At 45.3% G+C, this 12,517-nt stretch carries 7 protein-coding genes; 3 read left to right on the top strand and 4 right to left on the bottom strand.

All coding sequences use genetic code 11. From position 1 onward, the window contains the following. Positions 1-2: 2 nt before the first annotated feature. The 3 genes from ACLHR0_RS13870 to ACLHR0_RS13860 all read right to left on the bottom strand — a co-directional run bounded on the left by ACLHR0_RS13870 (position 3) and on the right by ACLHR0_RS13860 (position 2,719). Positions 3-1,028 carry a FecR family protein gene (locus tag ACLHR0_RS13870; RefSeq protein ID WP_429050951.1) on the bottom strand — a complete coding sequence of 342 codons (1,026 nt, stop codon included), beginning with the start codon at positions 1,026-1,028 and terminating at the stop codon, positions 3-5. Positions 1,029-1,120: 92 nt separating this feature from the next. Next, positions 1,121-1,705: an RNA polymerase sigma factor gene (locus tag ACLHR0_RS13865; RefSeq protein ID WP_429050949.1), complete on the bottom strand. Its 585-nt coding sequence runs from the start codon at positions 1,703-1,705 to the stop codon at positions 1,121-1,123. Positions 1,706-1,843: 138 nt separating this feature from the next. Then, entirely contained in the window at positions 1,844-2,719 is an 876-nt protein-coding gene (locus ACLHR0_RS13860; RefSeq protein ID WP_079470510.1) for an AraC family transcriptional regulator, read from the bottom strand. Between the two features lie 312 nt (positions 2,720-3,031). Between ACLHR0_RS13860 and ACLHR0_RS13855 the strand changes: the two genes are divergently transcribed. The 3 genes from ACLHR0_RS13855 (at position 3,032) to ACLHR0_RS13845 (ending at position 9,800) form a co-directional block, all read left to right on the top strand. Then, positions 3,032-4,060 carry a LacI family DNA-binding transcriptional regulator gene (locus ACLHR0_RS13855; protein WP_436487314.1) on the top strand — a complete coding sequence of 343 codons (1,029 nt, stop codon included), beginning with the start codon at positions 3,032-3,034 and terminating at the stop codon, positions 4,058-4,060. 843 nt (positions 4,061-4,903) lie between these two features. After that, positions 4,904-8,185, top strand: a complete 3,282-nt coding sequence (locus tag ACLHR0_RS13850; protein WP_436487312.1) for a SusC/RagA family TonB-linked outer membrane protein — start codon at positions 4,904-4,906, stop codon at positions 8,183-8,185. Positions 8,186-8,222: 37 nt separating this feature from the next. Continuing rightward, positions 8,223-9,800 carry a SusD/RagB family nutrient-binding outer membrane lipoprotein gene (locus ACLHR0_RS13845; RefSeq protein WP_436487310.1) on the top strand — a complete coding sequence of 526 codons (1,578 nt, stop codon included), beginning with the start codon at positions 8,223-8,225 and terminating at the stop codon, positions 9,798-9,800. 79 nt (positions 9,801-9,879) lie between these two features. On the opposite strand, the gene mutS is transcribed toward ACLHR0_RS13845, so the two are convergent. Then, positions 9,880-12,489, bottom strand: coding sequence for a DNA mismatch repair protein MutS (mutS, locus tag ACLHR0_RS13840; protein ID WP_429063046.1), 2,610 nt, complete (start codon positions 12,487-12,489; stop codon positions 9,880-9,882). Between the last annotated feature and the right edge of the window lie 28 nt (positions 12,490-12,517).

Below are 12,517 nucleotides of genomic sequence, written 5' to 3'. Positions count from 1 at the left end.
GACTAGTTTTTGTTTTGCAGGTGAACGGTATCGTTTTTAATGGTATAAGAAAGGGATTTGGCCAGGCAAATAATATCCATGACGTCTTTCAGGCTTTCGTTTTTGAAAGAGCCGTTGTAGTTCCATTCTTTTTTGTCGCTTTCGTTGATAACGGTAACGTCATAACGATTTTCTATACCTGTTACTATTTCATTATAGGGAGCATCTTTGAATACAAGGTATCCCTGTTTCCAGCCGGTGATGTCTTCGGGTTTATTGAAAACAGATTTTACGAGGCTAAGTGAAATAGGGTCGTAGCTGATCTGTTCACTTGGCAGCAAAATGAGTGATGAAGCGGATTGGCTGTTTTTATTCAGTTGGTCTACTTTTACCTTGCCGCTCACAAGTGCTACGGTTACTTTATGTTCGCTGGCATATGCGCGTATATTAAAGGCGGTACCGAGTGCGGTGGTGGCCAGTTCGCCGGTATTCACCACAAATTTCCTGGCCGGGTCGGCGGCTACATTAAAAAAGGCTTCTCCTTCTTCCAGGAAAATGGTGCGGCTGTTGCTGTCGAAATGTTCGGGGTAGCGTACTTTACTACCGGCGTTCAGTTCCAGGGAGCTGCCGTCTTCGAGGGTAATACTTTCTTTATTGCCTTTGGGCGTGGTGATTTCCACAAATCCGTTCCTGATGATCCGGTTGGATTGCCGCGCAATAACCGGAGGCTGGAAGTTGCCGGCACCTGGCCCGGTACGGGGCGTTTGTTGGTTAAACCAGAAAAGCCCCGCTGCCAGTAATATGATAGCCGCAGTTGCGGCGTACCAGTAACGGGTATGGATATGCCGCACCTTTGGCGTGGGTGTGATATGTTCATTGAGTTGTAAACGGATGCTGTCGAGCTCGTGGTCCAGTTCTTTATCTGCTATGTAAGTGGACTTATGCCGGTTAATATTTTCAAACCACTGATCTACAATAGCAGCTTCCTCCGGTGAGCAATTCCCCTGGTTATATCGCTCCAGCAATATTTTAATCTGTTCTGTGTCCACCTGTTGCCGTTTTATGTGTTGATAAGTCGTAATAACGTGGAAAAGGTACCATGTACATTTAATTATTTTTTACCTGGCTATGGGCCTGCGGGCTAAATAAACAAATAAATATATATCAGGAGTACGATCAGGTCGGTCCTGGCATAACTGGTCCTTAGTATCTTCAATGCTTTGGTAATCTGGTTTTTTACCGTCTGTTGGGAAAGGCCAAGATGAGTGGAGATCTGTTCTACGGTGAGGTTTTCAAACCGGCTGAGCATGAAAATTTCTTTCATGCGGTCGGGCAGGTGGTTGATCGCCTCAAACAGTTCCTGTGTCCGTGCTTTATTGTCTACTGTTTCCGTGATGGAATGCGGCTGGGCATCGAAATGTTCGATGAGTTGCTGCAGGTATTTGCGGTAAGTGGCGTTTTTCCGGTAAATATCGATGATTTTGTGACGGGCTACCTGGTACAGGTAAGCTTTCAATGATTCTTTGAGGATCAGTGAATGTCTCTTCTCCCATAGGGAAATAAAGAGTTCCTGCAGCACATCTTTGCTGATCTCTGAGGCATCCAGTTTGCTGTGTATGAATAAATACAGCATTTTACTGTAGCGGTCGTAGATGGCATTGAAGGCAGCGCTGTCGTCGCTTTTCAGCAGCGAAATTAGCTGGTTGTCGGAATAACTGCTGTACATCGAATTACAGTAGTAATTAAGCGTTTTGGTTGATAATTACTGAAATGAATGTAAGAAGAAAATTTTGATATTCTGACATTTGGCGCTTACTTTTTAAAATAACTAAAGAACCAAATGATAAAATAATTACATTTTTTATCATGCTTCCTTCAGGCGCAGTTCATTTTTATATTCCTTGGGAGTTTTGCCTACAATTTCCTTGAAGAAGCGATTGAAATTGGAAAGGTTTTTAAAGCCGCAGGAGTAGGCGATTTCCGCGATGGACCAGTCTTCCTCGGTTAACCGTTTACAGGCGTGACCGATACGTACTTCATTGAGGAACTGTACAAAGGATTTTTTTGTACGGTTTTTAAAGAAGCGGCAGAAGGATTGGGGTGAGAGGTTGGTGATGCTGGCCACATCCTGCAGGGATATTTCCTTGGAGAAGTTATTCATGACGTACTTGAACACTTCATCGATCTTATGATTATCCTTTACGTTGTAGGCGTGAGAGTAACCGGTGCTGGCCAGGTAGTAGCAGTCGCGGGTTTCCGAAAGTGTTTTTAAGATATGGAGAAGGGAAATGATGCGGTCCAGTCCCTCCTTCCGCGGAAGCGCCAGGATTTCGGGTTTCAGCAGTTCATGGGTGGCGCCGGTGATTTTCATCCCTCTTTGTGCCCGGTGAAATAGTTCACTGAGTGCTTTGGTTTCCGGCAATCCGTAAAATTTCTCCCCGAATATGTCTTTGGGAAAATAGATAACCACAGAGCGGGCTTTCAGATTTTCATCTCCCTTATAGTATTCTTCTTCATTATACCATACATGCGGAATATGCGGACCGAGAAACACCATATCGCCTTCTTCAAAGCTTTCGATGCTATCCCCTACAATTCTCTTCCCATGGCTTTCCGTAACATATACCAGCTCGCACTCCGGGTGGAAGTGGAATGGTGTATTGAAATAAGGATCACTTCTTTCTATGATCGTGATCTGATTATCGGCAAAAGCCCCAACTTTAATAAGGATGGGTTTCATTCATGTATTAATTTAAGCTACTATATTACTGTGACCGTCCTATACTTTATTACCATCGCCATTATCCTGGCTCAGGGGAACCCTATGCAGGCAGGTGAGTAGTATTGATATCGTCCTATGAATGATGCCAAATTATTAAAAATTGGTTAAAAAAATATCATTTTCCCGAAAATAACCTTTTTATGTGATAGAAAATCAACCGGGGTAGGGCAATAGTTTTGGCGGGGGTACTTGGAATAATTAGTACAACAATGTAATTTCCAACTTCATTTTGTAAATTACGTCCGGCTAAATCGATGTAGCATTTTTTCTATGAAAGGGATCTCTATTAAAGATATTGCAAAACAGGCCGGAGTATCTCCCACAACGGTATCTTTTGTACTCAACGGTAAAGCAAAGGAGAAAAGAATCAGTGAACAGGTAAGTAAGAAAATCCAGAAAATTGCAACCCGGCTAAAATATAAACCCAACCAGCTTGCCCGCGGACTGCGAACCGGCAAAACCAAAACGATTGGTCTTATTGTGGAGGACATTGCGAACAACTTCTTCGCCACGCTGGCTAAAGTAGTGGAAGACGAGGCCGACAAGCACGGTTATAAAGTACTTTACGGCAGTACGGAAGATAATACGGAAAAGGCAAAGGGACTACTGGAAGTGCTGAAGTACCGGCAGGTAGATGGTTATATTATTACGCCCACCAAAAACCTCGACAAAGAAATAGAACTGCTTCAATCGGCTGCGAAGCCGCTGGTGCTGGTGGATCGCTATTTCCCGCATGTGAACTGTCACTATGTGGTGCTCAACAACTATAAGGGCGCCTATGATGCTACTGCGCACCTGGTGGAGCAAGGCTATAAGAAAATTGCGATTGTTACCATCGCATCTGATCAAACGCAGATGAAAGACAGGCTGGATGGCTTCACGGCGGCACTCAAAGACCATAAAATTCCTTTTAATAAATCGTTCGTGAAACGCCTGCCATTCGACCTGGACCGCGAAAGTTTCAATAATGAAATAAAGAAATTCCTCACTGCTGCAAAGGGCGTAGACGCCGTATTTTTTGCCACCAACTACCTGGGCATTGCGGGTATTGAAACCATCCGCTCAATGGGATGGGAAATAGGAAAAGAGATCGGACTGGTGGGCTTTGATGACCACGACCTGTTTCGTTTGCATAGTCCTTCCATTACCTGTGTTTCACAACCTATTGCTGCCATCGGGAAAAGTATTGTGGAAGTGTTGATGAAAGAATTAAATCATCCGGCAGGGGCACCTGCTTCTCCACAACAACAGGTAGTGCTGGAGCCGGAATTGATTATCCGCGCGTCTTCGCGGAGGTGATCGCCTTCGGCGATGCGGAAATTGTCTTGGCTCAGGATTACGCTGATTATACTGATTAGCTGGATTTTTACTTTTTGGATTTTTTAAAGATTAAGGGAGATAAGAGCGGAGATACTGCTGTTATCTCCCTTAATCGTTATGTAACCAACTGTAATCAGAAGGTGTGACTCCGTATATTCATATTATATCGGGAGATAAAACGAGGGTAAGCCATAGATAAGCCGTACCTATATAGATACAGCTTAGATACGGCTTATCTATGGATTATCTCCCCAATCGGGGTCGCTTATGACTGAGATTGCAAACGGATAAATTAAGTATCTCCGTTCTTATCTCCCTTAGTCTTTAAAAAATCCAAAAAGTAAAAATCCAGCTAATCAGTATAATCAGTGTAATCCTGAGCTAAGACAATTTCCGCATCGCCGAAGGCGATCACCTCCTAATGCTATTTTGATCACATGGAATATTATTTTCTCTTTCTTAACGAGCTGTTAACGATAAATAAAAAAATTGTTAAATCTTCTTTGCACTTCTCATAATTATCCCTAAGTTTGAAACCATTATTCAGAGGGATCAGCCAAACTTGTAGTGAAAAAGAAATGTGAAGGTGGGTACAGGTTTTTTTTATGTGGTATTGCTAAAACGTTTTACTACTGGTATGATGTCAGAATAACAATTAATGCCAATGGAGTAATTCCATTTGATTATTTAAGAACGGAAACCACGTGATTACCATCAGGACTCCTGTGCAATGCAGGCAAGTTAATGGTAGCGGGACTTTCGTGTCTTTTTTGCTTATGTGTCTGATTCACTTGTTATAATTCACTAAACCAAAAGAAAGCTATGCGAAGATCACTTCTTCTCACCACGTTGCTTTTCTTATGCTGCTGTATCACTGCGTGGGCGCAGGATAAGAAAGCTGTTGCGGGAACCGTTAAGGACGCAAAAGGAACACCTTTACCGGGTGTTACCGTAAAAGAGAAAAACGCCTCCAACGGAGCTACAACCGGCCCCGATGGAAATTTTAAAATCCAGGTAGCAGACGGCGCTACACTCGTTTTTTCCTACATTGGATTTATCAACCAGGAAGTAGCTGTTCATGGACAGTCTGCCGTAAACATTGTATTAAAAGAAGACAACAAGAATCTGAATGAAGTAGTGGTTACCGCTATGGGTATTAAGAGAGAAGCCAAGGCACTGGGTTACTCTGTTAGCACCGTAAGTTCCAAAGAAATTACCGAAAGCGGAAGTACCAACTTTGCTTCTGCCTTGTATGGTAAAGCAGCCGGTGTGAAAATCGTGTCTGCTCCCGGTGGCGCTGCCAGTGGTGTTTCCGTACAGGTAAGAGGAGTTTCTTCTGTAAGCCTGAGCACACAACCGCTGTACGTAGTGGATGGTGTACCGCTGAGAAACTTTAATGATCCTACCACCAACACTTTTGGTACCAGCAACTCAAGGATTGAGGGGAATGGTGCACTGGATATCAACCCGGAAGACATTGAAACACTGACGATCCTCAAAGGCGCCAGTGCATCTGCTTTGTACGGTTCTGAAGCCACTAACGGGGTGGTGGTAATTACCACCAAGAAAGGAGCGAAAGGCCGCGGCCTGAATGTAGACGTTAATTATGTTTACAACCAGGAGAAACTCGCAGCTACACCGGATTACCAGAATGAATATGGTCCCGGTTATGACCCCGCAACCAACATCTCCGTAGGTGCTACACCAGATGGCTGGATTACAGACGCTGATGGTGCTATGCATCCTTATTACAGAGCGTACGATCAATTTGGACCAAAATTCGACGGCCGCGACGTGAAATACTGGGATGGCACTACCCGCAAGTATGTAGCGCAGAAAGATAACTACAAGGACTTCTTCCAGAATGGTTATAACTCTGCAGCCAACGTGGCTATTTCCAACGCAAGCGATAAAGGTAGTTTCCGGTTTTCTTACAATCGTGTAGATTATAAGAGTATTATGCCAGGAAGTAATCTCTATAAAAACAACTTTAACTTCAACGGTACATTAAAATTAAGTGACAAGGTCAGCGTAGATCTGATATCTACTTATAACAACACCTTTGTTCACAACCGCGCGAATGTGATGAGTAACATATTTGGGTCATTCGATGGCTTCTTCAGCCGCTTCGATGACATGAGTACGTTCTTCAATAAATATCAGACCAGTAACGGTTACAAATATGTAGCTGCGGACAATAACCAGTACGATCAGGATGAGAAAATGGCATACCGCTTCAGGGCTACCAACCTGATGGACTATCTGTGGAATAACCTGCGTAACAGGTATGATGAAACACAGAATCGCTTTATCAACAGCGCTACGCTGAATGTAAGCCTTCTGAATAGTCTGCGTTTCAGAGGCCGTGTAGGTGGTGACTTCACCAATGTTACAACTTCCGATCAGCAATACAACACCAAACCGGCTGTTTATGGCTATACCGGTCAGTATGCGCTGAATACCCGTAATAATAACTCCTTTTATGGAGATGCGATGTTGATCTATAACCCTAAAGTAGCGAAGGACTTTGATATGTCTTTCACCGGTGGTGTTACGGGCCGCAAACAGAAATATAAGAATCAGTTTACCCAGACGAAAGGTGGTTTGATGGATGAAAACTGGTTCAGTTTGGCCAACTCTGCTGATCCGTTGTATGCAACAGGAGTTCGCGCAGAACAGATTGATGTAGCCGGCTTTGGTATGGTGAACCTGGCTTATAAAGGATTTTTGTTCCTGGAAGGAACCGGTCGTTATGAGTCTACCTCCACTTTGCCGGTAAAAAATAACAAGTACTTCTATCCTTCCGTGAATGCTGGTTTCCTGTTGTCAGAAGTAGTAAAGTTGCCTTCTTTCATGGATTATGCGAAATTCAGGGCTTCTTACGGTCTGGTGGGTAATCATCCAAACATGTACCAGGCTAATGTTGCCTACAATCCTTACACGGTTACCCTCAGTAAAAATAACATTCCCTATCAGCAAACCAATCCCAGCGCCTTTGGTAATGAAGAGTTGAGATCCGAAAAGAAAAGGGAAACTGAGGTTGGCTTCGAGGCAAGGTTCCTGAAAAATAAGATTGGTGTAGACTTCAGTTACTATAATAACAAAGTCATGGATCAAATCCTGACTATGAGTACACCAGCATCCGGTGGTGCTACCTCTCAGATCATGAATGCAGGGGACCTCAGCAACTCCGGTTTTGAAGCAGCTATCAATGCTTCTCCCATCACTACCAAAAATTTCAGCTGGACTACCCGCTTTAATTTTGCCATCAACAAGAACAAGCTGACCGCGCTGAGAGATGGTATGACAACCTTAACCATGCAGAGTTATGACGGTGGTTACCTGTTGCTGCAATCCAACGTAGGTGATCCATTGGGTAACATTTATGTACACCCACGTGATAAAGACGCGAACGGTAACTACCTGGTAAATGCAGATGGTATTTATACCGCTAATACCAACGCATGGGAATTAGCCGGTAACATCATGCCTAAAGTAGTGGGTGGTTTCTCCAACTCGCTCCGCTATAAAAACTTTACGCTGGATTTTACGCTGGATTACCGTTTAGGTGGCGATCTCGTATCTATTCCTTACTACTATCAGATCGGTGCAGGTATGTTTAACAGTACCCTGCAATACAGGGATGCTGCTCATGGTGGTATTGCTTACGATGCAATTGACTATGCCAGTGGTAACCTGGTGGCTAACCCGAATGGTGCACATCACGATGGTGTGATTTTACCAGGTGTAACTGCTGATGGTAAGAAGAATGAAAAGGTAATTACTGCTGCGCAATATTACATGAATCAGTATGATTGGCAAACCAATGGCCTGTATGAGAATGCTGTAATGAAAAACAGTTATATTAAGCTTCGTGAAGTAACCCTTACTTATAACATGCCTAAAAGCATTGTTGAAAAATTACACTTCCAGGGTTTGCAGTTCTCATTGGTTGGCAGAAACCTCTTCTATGTATGGAAGACTTTACCAAAAGGTTTAGATCCGGAAGTAGCAGTAGGTTCTCAATGGTTTAGCCAGGGAATTGATGGTGGTACCGTTGGTCCAACAAGAAGTTTGGGAGCCAGCCTGCGTGCCCGTTTCTAGCAGAATACTGATTTGTAAACGAACTTAACAGATTAAAATGAAACGCCTTTTAATAAATACTTCACTGCTCATCTTGCTGGTAGCTACTTTCAGCTCTTGCAAGAAACAAATTGCAGACGCCTACCCGAACCCGGAGTTAACTACTACCGGCTCAATGAGCAAACTGCTCAGCGGTATGTACATGAACAAGCGTATGCGCCCGTCTTACTGGGATTACGCGACCTTTATACTGCCTACCACTGCAGCATTTTCGCAAACAACGGCACTGTCGCCATCCATAAAAATGTATATTCCTACTCCGGCTTATACAGAGAACCGTTGGATCGATTTTTACGCAGGTAGCAAAAGCGACGATAATGACCTGAACTATGTTGGTCCGGGTATCATGGCTAACTACCGGGAAATGGAAACTACTTATAGTAACCTGACGCCGGCCCAGCAGGCAGATCAACTGATTTTCCTGAACTGTGCCAAAGTGGTGTTGTACGATCAGGCTGCACAAATGATAGATCTCTGGGGAGATATTCCTTTCAGCAAGGCTGGTTCTCTCAACACGGACCGTGTGGTGATACCTGCACCTTTTGATAATGCAGCTGCTGTGTATGATACACTGATTGCCGGACTGGACAACCTGAACAGTTATTTTGAAACGGCTTCTATCTCTGTTGAAACGTTAGCCGCTTTTCAGAGAGCTGATTTCGTGCTGAATGGTGATCTTACCGCCTGGAGGCGTTATGCTAACTCCCTGCGCCTGCGCCTGTTGATGCATACTTCTTATGTGAAAGAAGCTAATGCCAAAACAGCGGTAACAGCTATGCTGACCAACCCGTCCAAATATCCGCTGGTGAGTGACAATTCTCAGAACGTATTGATCAAAATGAGTTCGCCTACTTTAAAAAGCGACCTGCAAAGCGCTCTGACGGGTAGTCCGTTTGCACCTGCTTTTCTGCTGGATACTGTGATGGCGATCAATGGTGATCCACGTACAGATGTTTATTGGGATGCGGGTGCAAAGCACGGTATGCATGGTTTCCCGGCAAATGGTACTGCTACTGATTATGAAAACTTAGGGTATGCTACCTACGATACCGCTACTTTCTTTAATAACTACAATGTGCCTGGCGTAATATTTACGGCATCTGAAGTAAGCTTCCTGAAAGCAGAAGCAGGTGAAAGATGGAGCATTGGTACACCGCAAACAGATTATGAAAACGGTATTGCTCAATCAGTAAATTTTTATTACAGTATTAACCAATCTGCTGTATTCAGCTCTGGTGTGTGGCCTATACTGCCTACACCGTCCGGCACTGTTATCAGCAGTTTCATTGCCAGGCCAGCCATTGCCTACACCGGTACTTCCCAGCAAAAACTGGCAAAGATCTGGACACAAAAATGGGTGAACTTCTTCATCCTGCAGGCAGGCGAGTCATGGACAGAAGTAAGACGTACAGGTTATCCTGTATTACCTTTTGCTACCGGTACATCTTCCGGTTCCACGACGCCACCACAGCGTTTGCTGTATCCATCTACAGAGCAGATTTACAATCCTGATAACTATGCTCAGGTAGCGTCAAAGGACAAAGCCAACATCAAAATTTTCTGGGACGTTCGTTAAGGACCAGTGAACAATGATTATAATAAAAAAACGTCCCGGATATTCCGGGACGTTTTTTATTATAAAGACGATCAGAAACCTACCCGATCATATTCTTAATCTCGCTCAGCTTCAGCAATGCTTCCACCGGTGTTAACCGGTTAATATCCACAGTATCCAGTTTCTCACGGATCTGCTGGAACACATCACTGTGGGCGTCAAATATATTCAGCTGTAGTTTCTGAGAGGGTGTGCTGATCTGTTTTATGTTTTTCTGCAATGGCGCATCAATATGTTTTTCTTCGAGATTTGCCAGCACTTCATTGGCCCTGTTGATCAGCTCAGGCGGCATGCCCGCCATGCGCGCCACGTGAATACCAAAGCTGTGGCGACTTCCGCCCGGCGCCAGTTTACGCAGGAAAATAATTTTGTTCCCCGATTCCATATTAGTGATATGGAAGTTCTTTACCCGCGCATGTTTGTTTTCCAGTTCATTCAACTCATGATAGTGCGTGGCAAACAGCGTTTTAGGGCAGTGCGCCGTCATATCGTGGAGGTATTCCACGATGCTCCAGGCAATGGAGATCCCGTCGTACGTGCTGGTACCGCGCCCTATTTCATCCAGTATCACAAGGCTGCGCGGGGTAATGCTGTTGATGATGCTGGCGGTTTCGTTCATTTCCACCATGAAGGTAGATTCACCGCCGCTCAGGTTATCGGAAGCGCCTACACGGGTAAATATTTTATCGGTAAGACCAATATCAGCACTGGTGGCAGGTACAAAGCTGCCCATGTGCGACATCAGGGTGATGAGCGCTGTTTGCCGCAGCAGGGCCGATTTACCGGACATGTTGGGTCCGGTAAGAATAATGATCTGCTGGGATGCTTTGTCCAGCTGCAGATCGTTGGAAACATAGCTTTCACCGGCAGGGAGTCCTCTTTCGATCACCGGGTGACGGCCTTCTTTGATGACCAGGTCAAATCCTTCCGTGATATTCGGGCGACGGTACTTGTACTGCATGGCATTATGTGCAAAACACAGGAGGCAGTCGATCCGCGCAAACACCTGCGCATCTTCCTGTACCGGCTTAATAAACGCCTGCAGGCTTTGTACCAGGTCGTCGAACAATCTGCTTTCCAGCACCTGGATCTTATCTTCCGCCCCTACAATCTTTTCTTCATACTCTTTCAGTTCGGGCGTAATATAGCGTTCGGCGTTGGCCAGTGTTTGCTTGCGCATCCAGCGGTCGGGCACTTTGTTTTTATGGGTGTTGGTTACTTCCAGGTAATAGCCGAATACATTATTGAAAGCTATTTTCAGGGAAGGGATGCCGGTAGCTTCGGATTCTTTCTGTTGAATTTGCAGCAGGTAGTCCTTCCCTTTGTTCGCGATATTGCGGAGGTCATCCAGCTCTGCGTTTACGCCTTCTTTGATGCAGCCGCCTTTGTTGACCAGTACCGGCGGGTTTTCCATAATTTCATTAAGAATGCGGTCCAGTAAGGGGACGCAGGGATCCAGTTTTTCGTTTAGCCGGCGGAGGTAGTCGCTGCTGCTGTTTTCCAGGAGTGCCTGCACGGCCTGTACCTGTTGCAGGGAGCGGGCCAGCTGTAGTACTTCCCGCGGATTTATTTTCTTCAGCGGTATCTTGGATACCAGTCTTTCCAGGTCGCCGGTTTGTTTCAGGTGGTGTACCAGGGATTTGGAGAGATCGGTTTCTTTGATAAAGTATTCCACGGTATCCAGCCGTTCGTTGATGGCTTTGATATCGCGGAGAGGGAATACCATCCAGCGTTTGAGCAGGCGTGCCCCCATGGGGGTAACGGTATTGTCCAGTACTTTCAGGAGGGTATGGCCGTTTTCCACGCTGCTGTTGAGCAGCTCCAGGTTGCGCACGGTGAAGCGGTCCATCCAGAGAAAATCGTCCTGGCTGATGCGCTGCATGCGTGTAATATGCTGGAGGTTGGGATGCTCGGTATCTTTCAGGTAGTGAAGGGTGGCGCCGGCAGCAATAATAGCAGCGGGCAGGCCTTCCACGCCGTATCCTTTCAGGGAATGGGTCTGGAAATGTTTCAGCAGTATTTCTTCCGCATAGGTGGTGGTAAATATCCACTCATCCATCGTATAGGTGTAGAAACGGGTGCCGAAAGTGGCTTTGAAATTTTTCTGTTGTTGTTTGGCGAACAGTACTTCCGCCGGACGGAAGCTCTGGAGGAGCTTATCCACATATTCCGTGCTGCCTTCTGCAATAAAAAACTCGCCGGTGGAAATATCGAGGAAAGACACACCGGTGGTGTCTGCACCAAAATGAACCGCCGCCAGGAAGTTGTTGCTGGCGTTTTCGAGCAGCTTATCGTTGATGGCTACGCCAGGTGTGACCATTTCGGTGACGCCACGTTTAACAATGCCTTTTACTGTTTTGGGATCTTCCAGCTGGTCGCACACGGCCACCCGGTGACCGGCTTTTACCAGCTTATGGAGATAAGTATCTAACGAGTGGTGGGGAAATCCTGCCAGGTCAACATAAGAGGCGGACCCATTGGCCCTTTTGGTTAACACAATGCCCAGTACGCGGGCGGCTATAACTGCATCCTCATTAAACGTTTCATAAAAATCGCCAACACGGAACAACAGTACGGCATCAGGGTATCTGTCCTTGATGGCCTTATGTTGCTGCATGAGCGGTGTTTCTTCCGTTTTACTTTTTGCCATGGCGCAAATATATAAAACTCATCCCATC

The organism is Chitinophaga sp. ARDCPP14 (genome assembly GCF_051362515.1).
Taxonomy (GTDB): Bacteria; Bacteroidota; Bacteroidia; order Chitinophagales; family Chitinophagaceae; genus Chitinophaga.
This window is presented reverse-complemented; position numbering and strand designations above follow the sequence as displayed.

Bases quoted from the DNA above. Each gene is read 5' to 3' on its own strand.
- ACLHR0_RS13865 (WP_429050949.1), bottom strand. From the start codon at position 1,705: ATGTACAGCAGTTATTCCGACAACCAGCTAATTTCGCTGCTGAAAAGC.
- ACLHR0_RS13860 (WP_079470510.1), bottom strand. From the start codon at position 2,719: ATGAAACCCATCCTTATTAAAGTTGGGGCTTTTGCCGATAATCAGATC.
- ACLHR0_RS13855 (WP_436487314.1), top strand. From the start codon at position 3,032: ATGAAAGGGATCTCTATTAAAGATATTGCAAAACAGGCCGGAGTATCT.
- ACLHR0_RS13850 (WP_436487312.1), top strand. From the start codon at position 4,904: ATGCGAAGATCACTTCTTCTCACCACGTTGCTTTTCTTATGCTGCTGT.
- ACLHR0_RS13845 (WP_436487310.1), top strand. From the start codon at position 8,223: ATGAAACGCCTTTTAATAAATACTTCACTGCTCATCTTGCTGGTAGCT.
- mutS (WP_429063046.1), bottom strand. From the start codon at position 12,489: ATGGCAAAAAGTAAAACGGAAGAAACACCGCTCATGCAGCAACATAAG.